Here is a 17,630-nt window from a genome sequence, read left to right as displayed (position 1 = left end):
CATTTACCACCTACATCACTGGCTAAGTGATATTGTTTTCTAAATAAAAATTATTTTTGGAAGATGCAGATTACCCTCATTGCGATTGGAAAAACGGATAATGCACAGCTTGGTCAGCTCATAGCCCTCTATGAGAAAAGGTTGAAACATTATATCCGATTCGAGTTCAACATTATACCAGATATCAAAAACAGCAAAAACCTCTCCGAAGATCAACAAAAACAAAAGGAAGGCGAATTGATTTTGAGCCAAATGAAGCCCTCAGACATCTTGATACTCTTGGATGAAAAGGGAAAACAATTTTCATCCGTGGAGTTTGCGCAGTTTCTACAAAAAAAAATGAACAGCGGTATTAAAAATCTCGTTCTGGCAATAGGTGGCCCCTACGGATTCAGTCAAACGATTTATGAACGAAGCAATGGCAAAGTAAGTCTGTCGAAAATGACCTTTTCACATCAAATGGTGCGCCTTTTTGTGGTAGAACAGCTCTATAGGGCGTTTACCATTCTTAGGAACGAACCCTATCATCATCAATAAAGCACCCGGAATTTAATAGTGTTTTCCACATTTTTGAGGTCCTTGAGCACCCCTTTGTTGTAGTCCTTGTCCAAATCTGTAATTACATAGCCCACTTCACTATCAGTAGATAGGTACTGCCCAGTGATGTTCATCTCATATTTGGCCAATACTTCATTGATTTTTGCCATGATTCCCGGAACGTTTTTATGAATGTGCAAAAAACGATGGGCCTTATTCTGCTTGGGCAATCTGATATTTGGAAAATTGACCGCATCCACAGTGTTTCCAGAATTTATGTAGTCCATAATTTTATTGGGTACAAAGTCGGCAATATTACGTTGGGCTTCCTCGGTACTACCTCCTATATGGGGTGTCAGTATTACATTGGGAATACCTTGCAAGGCCGTTTCAAAAGCTCCGTTGCTTCGTGGCTCAGAGGGATACACATCAACAGCTGCTCCTCCTAGCTTTCCGCTTTTAAGTGCTGAGGCCAAGGCATCGATATCGACCACAAATCCGCGGGAGAGATTAACGAGGACAGCTCCATCCCGCATTTGTTGTATTTCATTTTCACCAATGAAATTCTTGTTGGACTTGTTGTCGTCCACATGTAGGCTCACTACATCCGAAGCAGCTAACAATTCCTCCAACGTATTGCATTTTATAGCATTGCCAAGGGCCAGACGTTCAAGCACATCATAGTAATATACCCGCATACCGATGGCCTCCGCCAACACAGAAAGTTGCTTGCCAATATTTCCATAGCCAACGATTCCCAAGTTCTTTCCCCTCACTTCCCGAGAATTAATGGCAGTCTTGTTCCACTGGCCAGCATGGATTTCAGTACTTCGGGTAAAAATGTTGCGCATCAACATGATGATTTGACCAATGGCCATTTCCACCACGGAGCGGGTATTGCTGTATGGCGCATTGAACACCACAACTCCGCGCTTCTTGGTGTATTCCAAATCAATTTGGGTGGTCCCAATGCAAAATGCACCGATGACCAATAGTTTGTCCGCTGCATCCAATACTTTTTGGGTAACCTGGGTCTTGGAACGGATTCCAAGGACATGTACTCCCTTAATGTGCTCTATAAGTTCCTCCTCGGGCAGACTGTGCTTCACCAGCTCAACGGAAAATCCGTCGTTGGAAAGATTGTCGAAGGCTGCAGGATGTACGTTTTCCAGCAACAGAATCTTGATCCGATTTTTTGGGTATGAAATATTCCTTGGCAAATCGTTTACAAATAAAAATTCATCCAAATTGGGGGCCACGTGGTCAGCATTGTTAGCGGCTTTTTCGCGATGCACGTTTTCAGTATAGGCAAAAAATTTATCGGCAATTCCGGCTTCACGCATCACATAATCGCTGTAACCATCGCCTATTACCTGTACCTCACCATCCAAATCCAATTGTTTTAGACATTTGATTTTTCCATTGTGGGTGGCCAGTACGTTGTCCTCATCAAAACCTATAATGTTCCCTTGGTCATCAAACTCAAAGGTGTTGGCATAGACACGCTCCGACGGAATGTTATATTCTTCTACAATAGGGTCGATAAATTCCTTAAAACCGCAGGAGATCACATAAATATCATCGGAGAATTGATGGAAAAACTCTTTGTTTGACGCTATGGATTTTGATATTTTCTGTTGTAGCTCGCGAACAAGACCTTCCAGGTCATCTTTGTGGGCATTTAACAATTTAATTCTGCGCTCCAGTGATTCTGTGAATGAAATATCACCATCGATACCTTGATTGGTGATTTCCTGAATTTCCTTGATAATTTCAGCTTTGTTGGACTTGTGCTGCAAAGTCATCTCTGCCAAAACATCCAATGCCTCCACCTGTGTGAGGGTGCTGTCAAAATCAAAAACATATTTGCGTCCCGCTTCCACCATGTTTCTCTTCAAAAAAATTAAACCCTAAAATTAAAAATTAATTCCATCTGGGACAGTTCAAGTGCCAAAAAATGGCTTATTAATGCGGATATATCAAAAATCCACTTTAAAAAATTTCAAAATGAAAAAATACCGACAATGAAAGTCAAAACCATCTCCGGGTTTCCATGCAATACATCCGGTACTTTTTCCCGAACAAGGTGGTCAGCGCTTCCTCTTCATGTTTGATTTGAAAATGGTTCATGTAGTACACAAAACCTGCTGCCAACAAGGTGTTGAAAGCATTGCCCAACTTAAGCCCAAACGCCAATAAAAAAAGTAACATGGCCAAGTACATGGGGTTTCTCGTATATCGATAAACACCCGTGGTCACCAGTTGACTTGTCTTTTTTAAATTGATTGGATTCGTTGTAGTCTTCGACCTTCTAAATTGGAAAATTGCCAAAAACATGATTAAAATCGCCAGTACCCCGAGAAATGATGCCATTTCCATGCGTCCAAAAAAATCAAAGTCTCCAACCGGCAAATATTTAGCCAACAAAAACATGAGTGCCCCAAATAACAACATCACCAAAGGCGGGAATAATTTAATACGCATAAATGTTTCAAACGTTGAACATCGAATTTACTACTTTTAAAGAGTATTTGAACATCCCTATTTTGAAACTTGTATTTGCCACACACAACGACCATAAATTGAAAGAGGTAAAGCAGCTATTGCCAAAAAACATCCAGCTTTTGTCGCTTAATGATATTGGCTGCTTTGACGAAATCCCCGAAACAGGGGAGACTCTGGAGGAAAATGCAAAGATTAAGGCCGATTTTGTCGTAAAACATTATGGTTTGGATTGTTTCTCTGATGATACCGGGTTGCTGGTGGAAGCACTATACGGAAAACCGGGAGTATACTCGGCCCGCTATGCTGGTGAACAAAAGAATGCACGGGACAACATGGCCAAGCTTTTATCCGAATTGGATGGGGTGCAAGATCGAAGGGCACACTTTAAAACAGTGATCCATTTAAACCTAAGCGGAACAAGCCATGTCTTCGAAGGTCGTGTGAATGGAAGTATCACAGAAAAAGAATACGGTCAAGGAGGGTTCGGGTACGACCCCGTCTTCAAACCAAAAGGGTACGACAAAACTTTTGGCGAGCTTTCTTCAGAAGTAAAAAATGCCATCAGCCATCGGGGTTTGGCAATCCAAAAGCTGGCCGAGTTTCTAAAAAACAATCTTTCCTGACATCTGCTCAAAAAATTAAGCGTACCTTTGCCGCTTTATTAACGCCGCCGGTATGGGCAAGGTGTTGCGAGGAGCTTAAAGGTTATATTAAAATCGCTCTATGCAACACAGCATATTTGCGATTTTAAGGTATACACCATTATGACAACATTTGAAGCTCTGGGGTTGGACAAACCCCTATTGGACGCTATTTCCGACCTTGGATTTGAAACGCCGTCCGAAGTACAGGAAAAATCAATTCCGATACTTTTACAAGAAGACACCGATTTAGTGGCCTTGGCCCAAACTGGAACAGGAAAGACCGCTGCATTTGGTTTTCCCATGATTCAAAAGATTCATGCGGATAGCAGAACCACGCAAGGACTCATCCTTTCCCCTACTCGGGAACTATGTCTTCAAATAACCAACGAACTAAAACTATATTCCAAATACGTAAAAGGACTGAACACCGTAGCCATTTATGGTGGTGCCAGCATAACTGAGCAGGCCAGACAAATTAAACGTGGGGCACAAATTGTGGTGGCAACCCCAGGCCGTATGAAGGATATGATACGAAGAGGTATGGTCGATATTTCCAAAATTGACTTTTGTATTTTGGATGAAGCCGATGAGATGCTCAACATGGGGTTCTATGAAGACATCAAGGATATCCTGTCAAACACCCCTAAGGATAAATTCACGTGGTTGTTCTCCGCGACCATGCCCAAGGAAGTGGCCTCCATTGCCAAAAAATTCATGCGTAATCCAGTGGAAATCACTGTGGGAACCAAAAATGCCGGAGCCACTACAGTACAACATGAGTTTTATGTGGTAGGTGGACGTGATCGTTATGCTGCACTTAAGCGTTTGGCCGATGCCAACCCAGATATTTTTTCTGTAGTCTTCTGCAGAACAAAAAGGGATACTCAAAAAGTTGCTGAAAAGTTGATTGATGATGGGTACAATGCGGGAGCGCTGCACGGTGATTTGAGTCAGAACCAACGGGATTTGGTAATGAACGCCTTTAGAAAAAAACAGGTTCAGATGTTAGTGGCCACTGATGTGGCTGCACGTGGTATTGATGTTGATGATATTACCCATGTAATAAACTATCAACTGCCTGACGAGATTGAAACGTATACCCACCGTAGTGGAAGAACAGGAAGAGCTGGCAAGTCAGGAATCTCCATGGTTATTGTTACACGCTCCGAAATGCGTAAGATAAAGGCCATAGAAAAGAAAATTCAGCAGGAGTTTATCCAAAAAAATATTCCTTCGGGCATTGAGATTTGTGAGATACAGCTTTATCATTTGGCCAATAAAATAAAGGACACCAAGATTAATCCAGAAATTGACGGGTATCTGCCGGCCATAAATGATGTATTGGAGGGGATTGACCGGGAAGAACTCATCAAAAAGATGGTCTCGGTGGAGTTTTCACAATTCTACAACTATTATAGCAAGTCCAAAGATCTCAATTCCAAAGAAAACGGCGAGAGAGAAACCTCAGGAAAATTTTCATCCAATGGTTCAGTACGCTATTTTATAAATGTTGGCGAACGCGATGGATACGACTGGATGTCACTAAAGGATTTTCTTAGGGATACCTTGAAATTGGAAAAAGAGGATATTTTCAATGTGGATACCAAAGACAGCTTCTCGTTCTTCAATAGCGATGCCAAGCTTACGGACTTCATCTTGCAAACCTTTACCGACTTTAAGGTGGATGGTCGCTTTATCAATGTAGAGGTTTCCAAAAAACCAAGTGGTGGTGGCAAGGGAGGTCGTAACCGCGACAGAAAGCGAGGTCATCGCAAAGGTGGTGAAAACAAATCCTTCAGAAAAGGCAAAAAAAGTGGTTTCGGAAAAAAAGGAGGAAAAAAACGATCGGGCTTTTATTAGTTAATTCTATATTAAATGCCAATACACTCCTATTTATTTTTCTTTGTTTAGTATTTTTATGCTTACAAAGATTGCATGAGAAAGATCCTACTTATAGTTTTTTCATTTGTCCCATTCCTTTGCTTTGCCCAAAACGAAAGCGAAACAATGGTAGAGGGTGAATTGACCGCGACTGTGGTCAATGCCCAAACCGATTTCCCTTTAGAAAGTGTGCATATCATCAATCTTAACAAAGTTAAGGGTACCATTTCAAATCAAAAAGGACGTTTTACCATAGACGCCGCCGTGAACGACACGCTTTACTTCTCATTTCTGGGTTTCAAGTCACAAAAGGTACGCGTCACCAACGATATGTTCCGGTACGAGGATACCAAAATAGCGCTAACCGAACTCGCCTATGCCTTGGAAGAAGTGATTGTTAGGCCATATCAATTGACCGGTTATTTGGAGATAGATGTCAAAAACTTGCCGATCAACAACGCATATCAATATAGCATATCGGGGCTTCCAACAAGTTATGAAGGGGGCAGTAAGAGTCCCAGTGCCGTGACCAAGGTATTGGGTGCCATTCTTAATCCCGCAGACCTACTGCGCAATCTTTTTGGGAAAAAACCCAGACAAATGCGAAAGTTGCGGCAAATGAAAGAGGATGATGACATTCGAAACCTATTGGCCTCGAAGTTTGATCGTGAAACCCTTACCGAACTACTTCAATTGGAAAAAGTGGATATTGAGGACATCCTTAATAACTGTAACTACAGCAGGTCGTTCATCAACACCGCCAACGATCTCCAAATTTTGGATGCCATTTCAAGCTGTTATGAAGAATACAAAGTATTGAACAGAAAGTAAACCTATATCTAAACAGGGGCCTGCACTACAAATAAATTTTATAATTCCGCATTCATTTTATAGCTTTAGGCAAAATCCCAATAGATGAAAAAACTACTTGCTACCATGTCCATTATTTCATTGCTCGTAGGCTGCAAGCAAGCTGAGAAAAATAAACAAAAAGAGGTTCAAGTAGTCGAAAATAAAGAGGTTAAAAAAGATGTGCCCTTTGTTTGGGAAGCAGCCAACGTCTATTTTCTGCTGACCGACCGTTTCAACAATGGAAATCCAGAGAACAATACCAATTTTGAACGCACCGAAGAGACAGGAGTCCTTCGCGGTTTTGAAGGTGGGGACATCCAAGGAATCACCCAGAAAATTGAAGACGGATATTTCACTGATTTAGGGATAAATGCCATTTGGTTCACCCCTGTTGTTGAACAGATACATGGGGCAACCAATGAGGGTACCGGCAACACGTATGGGTATCATGGTTACTGGGCCAAGGACTGGACCGCTATTGACCCTAACTTTGGAACCCGAAAAGACCTTGAAAAATTGGTGAAATCAGCACATGCCAAAGGCATTCGCGTGCTCTTGGACGTAGTATTGAACCATACAGGACCTGTAACCGAAAAAGATCCGGTTTGGCCGGATGATTGGGTGCGGACCAATCCCACATGCGAATTCACCACCTATGAGAATACAACAGCCTGTACTTTGGTGGATAATCTTCCCGATATTCTTACGGAGTCAGATGAACCAGTGGAACTTCCCGATGCATTACTGGCTAAATGGAAAAAGGAGGGCCGCCTGAGCCAAGAGTTAGACGAACTTCAGCTATTTTTTGAGCGTACTGGATACCCGCGGGCTCCAAGGTTTTATATTATAAAATGGCTCACGGATTACATCAACGATTTTGGTGTGGACGGTTTTCGAGTGGATACCGTGAAACATGTCAACGAAAATGCATGGGCCGAGCTTCGTAAAGAAGCTGATTATGCGTTTGAAACCTGGAAGAAAAAGCACAAGGACCAAATTCTGGATGACAATACTTTCTACATGGTCGGCGAGGTATACAATTATGGTATTTCGAGTGGCCGAGAGTTTAATTTTGGGGATAAGAAAGTGGACTTTTTCAATCACGGGTTCAAAAGTCTCATCAATTTTGAGCTGAAAACGGATGCCCTTAAAGATTACGAAACGATATTTAAGAAATACAGCCGATTGCTTCATACCAAACTGAAAGACAAAAGTGTGATGAACTACTTGACCTCCCACGATGATGGTTCCCCTTTCGACAAGGAACGAAAAAAACCGTACCGAGCGGCCAATGTGCTGTTGCTGACTCCAGGAGCTTCGCAGGTTTACTATGGTGACGAAACCTCAAGAAACCTTGTCATTGAAGGTGCAGAGGGTGATGCTACTTTGCGTTCCTTTATGAATTGGGAGGAGTTGGACAGCGTGCCCGAAATACAAAAAATTCACAAGCACTGGCAAAAACTGGGACAATTCAGAAGAAATCACCCCGCTGTTGGAGCAGGAAAGCACAAAAGATTGGCGAAATCCCCATACGTTTTTTCCAGAACCTATGCTCAAGGAGACTTTAAGGATAAGGTGGTCATTGGACTCGATTTGCCCAAGGGCAAAAAATCGCTTTGGGTAAAAGGTTTTTTTGGAGACGGCACCAAACTCTACGATACCTATTCCGAAACCGAGGTTACCGTAAACAAAGGCAAGGTGATCTTGGAAAATGATTTTGATATCGCCTTGTTGGAATTAGTGGAGTAATTATTTTCTCGAATGCAAGGCAATCCGGTTCCCTTCGGAATCTAAAAAGAGACCCATATACCCTATATCTGGACTGATTTGTGTCTTTGGTTTTAGAATTCTTCCTCCAGCGGCTTCAATACGGTCCAGTTGGTTTTGAACATCACTGCTTGAAAAGTAAATTACAACGCCATCTACATTGCTGGGTCTGTACCAATCGGGTTGATAAATGAGGGAGCCAGCAGCTCCAGGTTTTCCTTCTGCCCAAGGAAACCAACCCATCAGAGTTCCGTGAAAATCCTGGACTTGTATGTTTATTTCAAAAACGGTCTCGTAAAACTTCTTGGCCCGATCCATATCCTTTACCGGGATTTCGAACCAGCCCACCATATTTTCCTTCATAATAACTATATTTTATAATTCCTACAAGAGTGGAAATCTTGTTGCACACGCCCCAAAGTACCGCTTCGACTTCGCTCAGTGCAGGCTCTCAAAGGGACAACTAAGACGCTATTTTTTCAAAGTCTGTTTTAAACTGGACAATCCTTCCTCAAAATCTTTGCCCACCATTTTGTCCATGTTCATGAAGAGCATCATAATGCTCATTGGAAATTTGTTCTTACCTGAAAATCCCCAAGTCACCTTAGTGATGTTTGCATCAATTTCTTCGGTTGCCAAGTATGCATCCGAGGTGGATTTCCACGGTTTCAAAAACCGTAGCTCCGATTCAACGCGCTCACCATCCACAATTTTTGTGATTTCCTGTTCGCCTTCACCTACGTCTTTATTTCCATTCCAATAACTCGTTGCGCCCACCGTACCATCGGTTCCTGTGAACTTCTTCTCCATGTGGGGATCTTTTTTGTTCCATGGTGACCATGCATCCTGATTCTTCAAAAAACGTAGGTTTTCAAATACCTCGCTTTTTGGTTTTGCAATTTCAATGGAACGGGAAACATGGTATGTTTTAGGGGCAATCATAGCTAAAATAAGCACAAGCAATACGATGCCTCCTACAATGTAAAGTGCTGTAATCATTTGTTTCTAAATTGGTTATAACTAAATGTACAAAAAACTTCAATCGCTCAAGTATCTGCTGATAATCCCTTCCGCATTTTTTATGGATTTTTTGGTCCAGTCAAGCCGCTTTTCAAAAATTTCCGTTTCAGATAGCTGCCATTCTACGGTGGAACTTCTAATCTTTTGGGTAATTTCTTGAAGCATGATAGCTGCGGAAACTGATACATTCAAGCTCTCGGAAAAGCCCACCATGGGTATTTTCAGGAACCCATCTGCTTTTTGCATCACTTCCTCGCTCAATCCTTCCTTTTCGGTACCAAAAAACAAGGCTGTTGGAGTTTTGGGAAAGAAATCCGCCAACAATTGGGCATCGTCATGCGGCGTTGTGGCTATAATCTGATATCCTCTTTCCTTTAGTTTGCTTATGCATTCATGGGTATTTTGGTAGCGTTCAACGTCCACCCACTGTTCCGCTCCCACCGCTATGTTTTTATCCAAACGTTTTCCAAATCGGTCTTCAACCACATGAAGTTCCTGTACTCCAAATGCATCACAACTTCGGAGTATGGCACTGGTGTTGTGCATTTGAAACACATCTTCAATGGCCACGGTGAGATACTTCATCCGGTTTTGAAGGATGTCTAGAAAACGTTGTTTTCTTTCCTCAGTGACAAAAGTCTCCAGATAAGTGAGCAAATCATTGTCAAACATAAAAACAAGATAGCAAAAATTGAATTTTATATTTTTGATGCGGTATGGGAAGGAAACAAAAAATAGTCGTTTTAACAGGCGCAGGCATGAGTGCTGAAAGCGGTTTAAAAACTTTTAGGGACTCCAATGGACTTTGGGAGGGACATGATGTAATGCAAGTGGCCTCGCCACAAGGCTTTAGCCGAAACCCTGAACTAGTACTGGAATTTTACAACCAAAGGAGAAGACAGTTGCTGGAAGTTTCGCCAAATGCTGGTCATCATGCCTTGGTTACCTTGGAAAATCATTTTGATGTAAGTATAGTGACCCAAAATGTAGATAACCTCCATGAGCAGGCGGGAAGTTCACATGTGGTCCATTTGCATGGCGAATTGTTCAAAGCGCGTAGTACCGTCAACGAAAACCATGTTTTGGAATGGAAAAAAGACTTGGTACTGGGCGATTTGGACGATAGGGGGCATCAATTACGGCCGCATATTGTTTGGTTCGGGGAAATGGTGCCTATGATGGACGTTGCAGCACAGATAACCCAACAGGCCGATATGCTGATGATCATAGGTACTTCCATGCAGGTTTACCCAGCAGCGGGGTTGATTCACCATGTGTCATCCAGAACACCTATTTATTTTGTGGATCCCAAGCCCAATATCCGCTCTTCAGATTTTGGCAATTTGACCGTAATTCCAAAAACAGCCGTGGACGGGGTCCCTACTCTAGTGAACCAGTTGTTTGATACATTGATCTAGCTTCCATGGCCCAGTCCATCAATGCCTTTTTCTGAGCTTCGGTCAAACGCGCCTCTTTGTGGGTCCAAGTGTACTCTTTTAGCGGCATTTCTCCTTCCTCAACCTCTTCAACAAGCTCTTCCAATTTGTGATCCTTCTTTTTAACGGAATAATTGCCCCAATCCGAAAAATCCAAATGCTCCTTACCTTCTTCGATGTGATCATCCAACCAATATGAAATTGGGGCGATGTTGTTGTACCAAGGATAGTTTGTGTTATCACTATGGCAGTCATAACAGGTTGTTTTCAATATCTTTTGTGCCTCTGGACCAGGTTGGGTTTCGCTTTCAAAGGCAGTTACATAATCGCCGTTGGCCACATTTTTATCGGGTCTGTAAAATTGCATGCCAACAAAAATGACCAACAACACTATTGCTATTTTTTTTGCTAATTTCATCGTCACTATTTCTGTAAAAATAGATTTTTTTGACTGAAGCGCAACTGCATAGCACATTAAATTCTGGGCGGCTTTCCAAAGCAAAAATTGAACGATTGGTCACTGAACTGGAACAGGAGCCCTCGCTCACTAAAAGGCTCTTTCAGGAAGTTTTGCGAGAAGATAAGGAAGGAGACTTTAACGCAAGTTGGACTTTTGACCATCTGATGCGAAAAAAGTTGGTTTATCTTATTCCCTTTATGGATGATTTCACAGAAGGTCTAGCACAATTGCAAACCGATTCATGCATTAGGCCCATGGCCCATGTGTGTGAAATGGTATGTGTCACTTATTTCAAAAAAAAGGATGCTTTCTTCCATAAACATGTCTCGGATGGCCATTTGGAAAAAATATTGACTGCCTGTTTCGATTGGTTAATAAGCCCCATAAATGTTGCTCCTAAAGTATTTTCCATGACGAGCCTATATTATTTGGGTTTCAAATTTGATTGGGTCCATCCTGAATTAAAGCTTGTTTTGGAAAATACTATAGGCTCTGGTACCGCCGGATATAAAAACCGAGCAAAAAAAACCTTGGACATGCTTGTGCTATTAGAGCACTAAACTCTGCGAGTTTAAGTATCTTTGGAGCTTTCAAAAACTTGATGAAATGTCTTTGAACCCACTTAATGCCATCTCTCCTATTGATGGTCGATATAGAAACAAAACGGAAGGCCTTCAGCATTATTTCTCCGAAGCGGCATTGATCAAATATCGTATTCAGGTTGAAATTGAATATTTTATAGCGCTTTGTGAAATTCCATTGCCCCAATTGGCCGATTTTGATGCTTTACAGTTTTCGAAACTTCAAAAAATCTACATTGATTTTTCACAGGATGATGCTAACGAAATCAAGAAAATTGAAAAGACCACCAACCACGATGTCAAGGCTGTTGAATATTTTATAAAGGGGCATTTTGATACATTGGGCCTGGAAAAGTATAAGGAATTTATCCATTTCGGACTGACCTCCCAGGACATAAACAATACGGCCATACCCCTTTCCATAAAGGAGGCGATGAACGAAGTGTATGTCCCCACTTATTTTGAAGTCTTTGAAAAATTGAAAACGCTGGCCAAGGAATGGGAAAGCATCCCCATGTTGGCACGCACACATGGTCAACCAGCATCCCCTACCCGTCTCGGAAAAGAAATTGAGGTATTTGTGGAGCGCTTAAAAGAACAGTTCAATTTATTGAATGACATACCCAGTGCGGCCAAGTTTGGTGGCGCCACTGGAAACTATAATGCGCATAAGGTTGCTTTTCCAAACATTGATTGGAAAGTATTCGGAAAACAATTTGTGCAAGAAAAACTGGGTTTACACCATTCCTTTCCTACCACCCAAATAGAACATTACGACCACATGGCCGCGCTATTTGACTGCTTAAAGCGCATCAACACTATCATCATCGATTTGAACCGGGATTTATGGGCCTATATTTCAATGGACTATTTTAAGCAGAAAATAAAAAAGGGTGAAGTGGGTTCATCGGCCATGCCACATAAAGTAAACCCCATCGATTTTGAAAACTCCGAAGGGAATTTAGGGCTTGCCAATGCCCTTTTTGAACATCTTTCGGCAAAACTACCTATTTCAAGACTGCAACGTGATTTAACGGACAGTACTGTGCTTAGAAACGTGGGAGTGCCATTTGCGCACACTTTGGTTGGATTTCAGTCCACGCTGAAAGGGTTGAACAAATTGGTTTTGAACCAACAAAAATTTGAACAAGACCTGGAAGATAACTGGGCAGTGGTGGCCGAGGCCATCCAGACCATTCTTCGCCGAGAAGGATATCCCAACCCGTATGAAGCCCTAAAGGGCTTGACCCGTACCAATGAAAAAATTACGCAAAAGTCCATTGCAGATTTTATTGAGACCCTTTCGATTTCTGATGCGATCAAAGATGAACTGAAACAAATTACCCCAGCGAATTATACGGGGGTTTAGATGTTTTTTTTGATTCCGAAAGTAGTGTGAAGTGCGGGACAAGCATGGAATGAATACCTCGGTGATTGATAGATGGCTGCTTTGGATCAACTCATATGTGATTTATTCCAAAAATGGCAAGAAACAATATGAGGTTCGGATTGTGCTTATAGAACAGGCCATGATTTGGGCTTAGAAATATTGGACAGAATCGTCTTGCGGAAGAAATCCACTCTGCTTTCTTTCATTGTTTTCTTTATTAGAAATTCAGCCCTACAAAATTATGGGCGTTGTTAGGCAATGCCTCATTTATTTTAGATTGCCTTTCAGCATTTTTTGGTTGGCCATCGTTGCTGTTTTGGACATACCGAATATAGTTTCAAAAGTCATCATCAAAGCAATTGACGGATTTAGTGCTATCCTAGTTTCAATCAATACACGGCTAAGCGAGTCAATTGCTATCGTCAACGTCTTTTGGTTATTTTCAAGATTTATTCGCCTATCAACGAATTTTTTTGTTTCATACCCAGCCCTTAAAGTCAATAAAGATGGTATGCTATCTTCTGGAATGTTCAAAGTGACTTTCTCCCATTCTGATTCATCGACATTTTTTGTATAATTTTTAAAAATTCCAGTCAATGAAGGAAAGGCTGTTTCGTTAAAGTGTTTATCAATTTTGTTCTTAATTCTTCCAAAAACACATTCCTTAGGCAATTCATTCCAATTTTCTACAGTATCTGGTCCAATAAGGGTTTCATTGATTTTTTTTGGAAATACTGCGTTACCAAGTTCAAAATTATGTTTGTCTATTGAAAGCTCTTTTGCTACCTCTATACATTGTACTGCCACAATGGTGGCCATCATGTATAGCATATCCTCAACTCTAACTACCCCGTTGGCTTGAACCTTGAAATAAACATGATTTACCAACTTTTTTATAAGCCTCTCATCCGATGGTCTAAAAATCCGCATGGTTTTGTATCAATATTGCCTAAACTTTTAGATACAGCACATTTTAATGAGCTATAGGTAAACGAATTTCAAGAATATGATTTACAAAATCTGAAAGAAATGGATGGATGATACCTTTGGATCAATGAACGCTCAATTTATTGATAGGAATCCTAAAAAATACCCAAAATTCCATTGCAGATTTCATGGAGACCCTGTCAGTTTACAATGCCATCAAAAGTGAGGTGAAAAAAATTGCCCCAGCGAATTATACTGGGGTGTAGTTTTTGTAATTTCAAAATAAAATATATGGAATTGATTGGGAAATCCCAGGTTTGGATTTTGTGGTCGCTAGCTCTCTTCAAAATGACTTGTGCTTTATTAATGGTTCTAAGAGTCTACTCCACAATTAAAATTTTGCTCGATAGGCCTGTCGTTGTTTCAACAGCTACGGTATAATACCCTTGGTTTAAATCCCTAATGTCCAAAGTCACTGATGGCACTCCTGGATACGCATAGGCCAATCGTTTCTTTACAATGGGCTGCATTTGTGCATATACGGTTACACCCACAATTCCTGTAGGTTGCTGGTCATCATTGAGTAATGGTAAGGTGTCCAATGCAATGGTCACTTCCTCGGTGGCGATATTGGGATATAGAATCAATCCGTCTCCATTCCCACTATCTGGCGAGAGCACGTCCAAATCGGTGTCAGGTTGCAGCGGGACGCCTCCACCACCACCGCCGTTTCCGCCACCAGCATGTTCTACGTACAAAGTTCTCGCAGGACCCACACCACATTCATTGACACCCATAAGCTGTACCAATCCATCATTCTGCGCATAACCAGTGAACACTTGAACACTTTCATAACTCGTAGCCGTTTCTTTTACCTGCCAATTGTCGCCAAAAAGGTCAAACTGATTTACTTTTTCAAAAGGATGTGGCAACCACCACTGGTAGCTATCCGCTCCTATGGCCGGACCTCCAAAGTAACTTACAAGGGCCCCTGTCAATACTACTTCCGGACCGAACAAATCGGAAGGTTGGGAAGGCTTTCCCACTTGCAACACCTTTTCCAGTACCACAGGTTCGCCTCCGCAACTTTCTGAAGTAATCGTAGCCGTTATAGTCACAGGTTGGCTATAGGTATTGGGTGGTGTTGTGAAAAAAGTTGCCGGGCTGTTAGGGTCGGTGGGAAAGGCGGCATCTGGATTGCTCGAACTCCACTGCACTTGTACAGCTCCTGGAACTTCAACAAAATACAGTTCTTCCTGACAAAGCAATTTGCTGCCCTGTATCGCCGCCTCAGGATTACACAAAAAGGTGCAATCGAACGAAGTTGAGACCGTGTTGAGTTCCTGTGCCAACCAATCCCCATTGGTGCGATTGAAGGAAATATGTGCTGCATTTCGCCCCGAAATATCGAAAGTCGTGGTGAAATTATCAAAAGGTATGGCCAATTCTTGGGGCGGTGGGTTTTCGGTAGTATAAATCTGCAGATAGTCTTCTTCAATTAACGGGACATTGTTACTCCCCACATCCAAGGCGCTGGTAACGGGTATGAAGTTGATATCTGGAGTGACTTCCAAGTTCAGGTTAAAAGTTGCCAAAATATTGCTTTCATATTCGTCAAATTCATCAATAGTGCCAATAAACGGCATGGCCCCGCCCGGAAAATCATCCAATAATAGGTTGTCATCAGCTATGGAAAAGGTACGATTGGTGATGGTCCGCATTAAAGGAGCCACCCAAAGCAGCTTTTTCTCGTATTGGATCCAGCCTTTGTACAACCAGTCTTCTTCCCCACCTGGAAAGGCCCATACCTGAAAGTCGGTCTTGAGTTTGGAATTTCCTGGCAGAAAACCCATCAGTAATGCAGGGATGTCCCCCAAAGCGGCACCTACAAGCCATCCTGTACCAGTAATAAACGTAATCACATCCGTAAATGGCCTGGTGGAACCCGTACCATGGAGCCTAAACAAGGTTTGGCCGGGTTCTATGCCATACGGTTGTGCACAATGGCTACCGTTGCTGAGCGCAATGTTCCAGGTTTGTTGTGGATAGCCCATGGCATTGAGTTCATCTTGCCAGGCTTTATGGGTTTCGTTGTTGATTTCATAGTTTACATCCACCCAATTGATCAAAAGCTGCCGTACCGCAGGTTGGTCTATTAATTTTCTTCCCTCGTTCACAGGATATGCCCCACTCGCTATGGCCACAGACACATCGCCAATGGGTGTGGTGATAAGTTCGTTGAGGACATGCCGGACCATATACAGAGCTCCTGGGGGTACATGGGCCCCTTGGTGCGGGGCATCGTGGCTAATGTAAAGGCTGGTATCGTGGTCCAGGTTGTTGTTCTCCATATCGCGCAAGGCATAACGGACCAACACACCGCCCATACTTTGCCCCAAGACCACATTGGGCGCCGTGGGATCTTCTTTTTTACTGTTGACCCATTCGATTACCGCCTCTAGGGCATAGGCATTGCGCTGCAACCAATCGGTGCCATCTGCCCAATTGACATAGATGATATCAAAACTTTCTTCGGTATCCGCTGTAATTAGGTTTTGTAACTCTTGACTATCTGAATCTACAACTTCACGTAAAAAATAGTCAAGGTCGGTATCTCCATATATTGGATGATTTCCAGTCAATCCAGAATCAAAACCTTCCACCACGATCAGGGGTTTGCTGATTGTTTTACATTCGTTAGCGGCGGCTATCTGCAACTTAGCCACTCCTTTTACACCTTGATACGTTTTGGAGGCTGTAATGGTTTCTTCCCAAGGTTCGGTGCATTCGGGGTTACGGGCCGTTAAGGTCTGCTGCATGGCCTTGCCCGTAATCTTTACCGGGGTGCGGCAATACCTAAAGGTATTGTCGGTCAGTTGTAATTGAAAGGTCCACACATAATCGCCATCTTCGGCAAACGTATGGTTTAGGGTAGTGCCCAATTCCAAGGGTTGAAATCCACCACCATCCCCAAAGTCCACGGCAAAACTTTCTACCAAGGTAGGCTGGTTGGTACGCCATTCGGAATCTTCCAGCAATAGGGATATGGTGGAACTGCTTATTTGGGTTCGCGGCAAAGTGATGGCAAACACCTCTTTGGTTTCGTAGGGGTTTTGCCAGTTGGTTCCTTTATACACATCACCATATTTTTTACCGTCAATGATTTGGATCAATCCTTCATCGAGGGCATCGGGCCGAATGCGGGAATAATGGTAGTACAATCCGTTGAGCGTGATGGCCGTGGTCAAGGGCTTTTTCCCAAATTTTGCGGCATGGGACTTGGCCATGCTCTTCCAATCCTGCTCCAGGGCAATGGGATCCACTAGTTCGGGCACCACCAAGGAGGTACGCATGGAGACCACGCTATTATATAGATCACGGAATACGGAGGGTACAATATAATTGTTATCCCGCAACACGCCATCGTAATTGGGCACGTCCACAAAATCGTAACCGTAGTCCAATAGCATGCTGTGGGGTATCTTGCTTTTGTCCAAAGGGCCAAAGACCTCGTTGGTCTTGTTGGCGACCTCTAGATCAAAATGCAATTGGGCATTGGCCGAAAGGCAGCAGAGAAATCCAAAAAGGTAAAGGGTAAAAGATGTTTGTAATGTTTTCATTTTCTATAGG

The 17,630-nt window shown here is 42.5% G+C and carries 17 protein-coding genes; 9 read left to right on the top strand and 8 right to left on the bottom strand.

The features are described 5' to 3' along the window. The first annotated feature begins 63 nt into the window (after positions 1 to 63). Positions 64 to 537: a 23S rRNA (pseudouridine(1915)-N(3))-methyltransferase RlmH gene (rlmH, locus tag GTQ34_RS01885; RefSeq protein ID WP_166522061.1), complete on the top strand. Its 474-nt coding sequence runs from the start codon at positions 64 to 66 to the stop codon at positions 535 to 537. On the opposite strand, the gene serA is transcribed toward rlmH, so the two are convergent. Next, positions 531 to 2,423 carry a phosphoglycerate dehydrogenase gene (gene serA, locus GTQ34_RS01880; protein ID WP_166522747.1) on the bottom strand — a complete coding sequence of 631 codons (1,893 nt, stop codon included), beginning with the start codon at positions 2,421 to 2,423 and terminating at the stop codon, positions 531 to 533. The two genes, rlmH and serA, sit on opposite strands and share 7 nt — an antisense overlap. A 145-nt stretch (positions 2,424 to 2,568) precedes the next feature. Next, a complete protein-coding gene (locus tag GTQ34_RS01875) occupies positions 2,569 to 3,021 on the bottom strand; it encodes a methyltransferase family protein (protein ID WP_166522060.1) in 453 nt (150 codons plus the stop codon). 62 nt (positions 3,022 to 3,083) lie between these two features. On the opposite strand from GTQ34_RS01875, the gene GTQ34_RS01870 reads away from it, so the two are divergent. The 4 genes from GTQ34_RS01870 to GTQ34_RS01855 all read left to right on the top strand — a co-directional run bounded on the left by GTQ34_RS01870 (position 3,084) and on the right by GTQ34_RS01855 (position 8,168). Beyond that, a complete protein-coding gene (locus GTQ34_RS01870) occupies positions 3,084 to 3,665 on the top strand; it encodes a non-canonical purine NTP diphosphatase (protein WP_208103836.1) in 582 nt (193 codons plus the stop codon). Positions 3,666 to 3,806: 141 nt separating this feature from the next. Next, complete coding sequence (locus GTQ34_RS01865) at positions 3,807 to 5,546, top strand: DEAD/DEAH box helicase (protein ID WP_166522058.1); 1,740 nt, start codon at positions 3,807 to 3,809, stop codon at positions 5,544 to 5,546. A 75-nt stretch (positions 5,547 to 5,621) separates the two neighbouring features. Next, on the top strand, positions 5,622 to 6,398 hold the full coding sequence (locus GTQ34_RS01860; RefSeq protein WP_166522057.1) for a carboxypeptidase-like regulatory domain-containing protein: 777 nt from the start codon (positions 5,622 to 5,624) through the stop codon (positions 6,396 to 6,398). 84 nt (positions 6,399 to 6,482) lie between these two features. Then, positions 6,483 to 8,168: an alpha-amylase family glycosyl hydrolase gene (locus tag GTQ34_RS01855; protein WP_166522056.1), complete on the top strand. Its 1,686-nt coding sequence runs from the start codon at positions 6,483 to 6,485 to the stop codon at positions 8,166 to 8,168. Here GTQ34_RS01855 and GTQ34_RS01850 read toward each other — a convergent pair whose 3' ends face one another. The 3 genes from GTQ34_RS01850 to GTQ34_RS01840 all read right to left on the bottom strand — a co-directional run bounded on the left by GTQ34_RS01850 (position 8,169) and on the right by GTQ34_RS01840 (position 9,878). Then, a complete protein-coding gene (locus GTQ34_RS01850; RefSeq protein WP_166522055.1) occupies positions 8,169 to 8,549 on the bottom strand; it encodes a VOC family protein in 381 nt (126 codons plus the stop codon). Between the two features lie 108 nt (positions 8,550 to 8,657). Next, positions 8,658 to 9,185 (bottom strand): SRPBCC family protein, encoded by a 528-nt coding sequence (locus tag GTQ34_RS01845; protein ID WP_166522054.1) that lies wholly within the window; start codon positions 9,183 to 9,185, stop codon positions 8,658 to 8,660. 39 nt (positions 9,186 to 9,224) lie between these two features. Beyond that, positions 9,225 to 9,878 (bottom strand): TrmH family RNA methyltransferase, encoded by a 654-nt coding sequence (locus GTQ34_RS01840; protein WP_166522053.1) that lies wholly within the window; start codon positions 9,876 to 9,878, stop codon positions 9,225 to 9,227. Positions 9,879 to 9,922: 44 nt separating this feature from the next. Between GTQ34_RS01840 and GTQ34_RS01835 the strand changes: the two genes are divergently transcribed. Further along, positions 9,923 to 10,624, top strand: a complete 702-nt coding sequence (locus tag GTQ34_RS01835) for an SIR2 family NAD-dependent protein deacylase (RefSeq protein WP_166522052.1) — start codon at positions 9,923 to 9,925, stop codon at positions 10,622 to 10,624. Here the strand turns inward: GTQ34_RS01835 and GTQ34_RS01830 are convergent. Then, the gene (locus GTQ34_RS01830; protein WP_166522051.1) at positions 10,587 to 11,060 is read right to left on the bottom strand and encodes a heme-binding domain-containing protein; all 474 of its coding nucleotides are present in this window, start codon (positions 11,058 to 11,060) and stop codon (positions 10,587 to 10,589) included. The two genes, GTQ34_RS01835 and GTQ34_RS01830, sit on opposite strands and share 38 nt — an antisense overlap. Before the next feature lie 29 nt (positions 11,061 to 11,089). On the opposite strand from GTQ34_RS01830, the gene GTQ34_RS01825 reads away from it, so the two are divergent. The 3 genes from GTQ34_RS01825 to GTQ34_RS01815 are packed head-to-tail and all read left to right on the top strand — an operon-like array spanning position 11,090 to position 13,227. Beyond that, positions 11,090 to 11,662 (top strand): hypothetical protein, encoded by a 573-nt coding sequence (locus GTQ34_RS01825; RefSeq protein WP_166522050.1) that lies wholly within the window; start codon positions 11,090 to 11,092, stop codon positions 11,660 to 11,662. A gap of 46 nt (positions 11,663 to 11,708) precedes the next feature. After that, positions 11,709 to 13,052: an adenylosuccinate lyase gene (purB, locus tag GTQ34_RS01820; protein ID WP_166522049.1), complete on the top strand. Its 1,344-nt coding sequence runs from the start codon at positions 11,709 to 11,711 to the stop codon at positions 13,050 to 13,052. Positions 13,053 to 13,083: 31 nt separating this feature from the next. Then, positions 13,084 to 13,227, top strand: a complete 144-nt coding sequence (locus GTQ34_RS01815) for a hypothetical protein (RefSeq protein WP_166522048.1) — start codon at positions 13,084 to 13,086, stop codon at positions 13,225 to 13,227. A 113-nt stretch (positions 13,228 to 13,340) separates the two neighbouring features. Here GTQ34_RS01815 and GTQ34_RS01810 read toward each other — a convergent pair whose 3' ends face one another. Together GTQ34_RS01810 and GTQ34_RS16705 are read right to left on the bottom strand one after the other, a co-directional pair. Further along, entirely contained in the window at positions 13,341 to 14,003 is a 663-nt protein-coding gene (locus tag GTQ34_RS01810) for a hypothetical protein (protein WP_166522047.1), read from the bottom strand. Positions 14,004 to 14,380: 377 nt separating this feature from the next. After that, a complete protein-coding gene (locus tag GTQ34_RS16705; protein ID WP_208103808.1) occupies positions 14,381 to 17,620 on the bottom strand; it encodes a hypothetical protein in 3,240 nt (1,079 codons plus the stop codon). Positions 17,621 to 17,630: the final 10 nt, after the last annotated feature.

The organism is Flagellimonas ochracea (genome assembly GCF_009903685.1).
GTDB classification, from domain to species: Bacteria; Bacteroidota; Bacteroidia; order Flavobacteriales; family Flavobacteriaceae; genus Flagellimonas; species Flagellimonas ochracea.
Note: the sequence above shows the minus strand (reverse complement) of the source record. Positions and strands in the feature narration are given on the sequence as shown.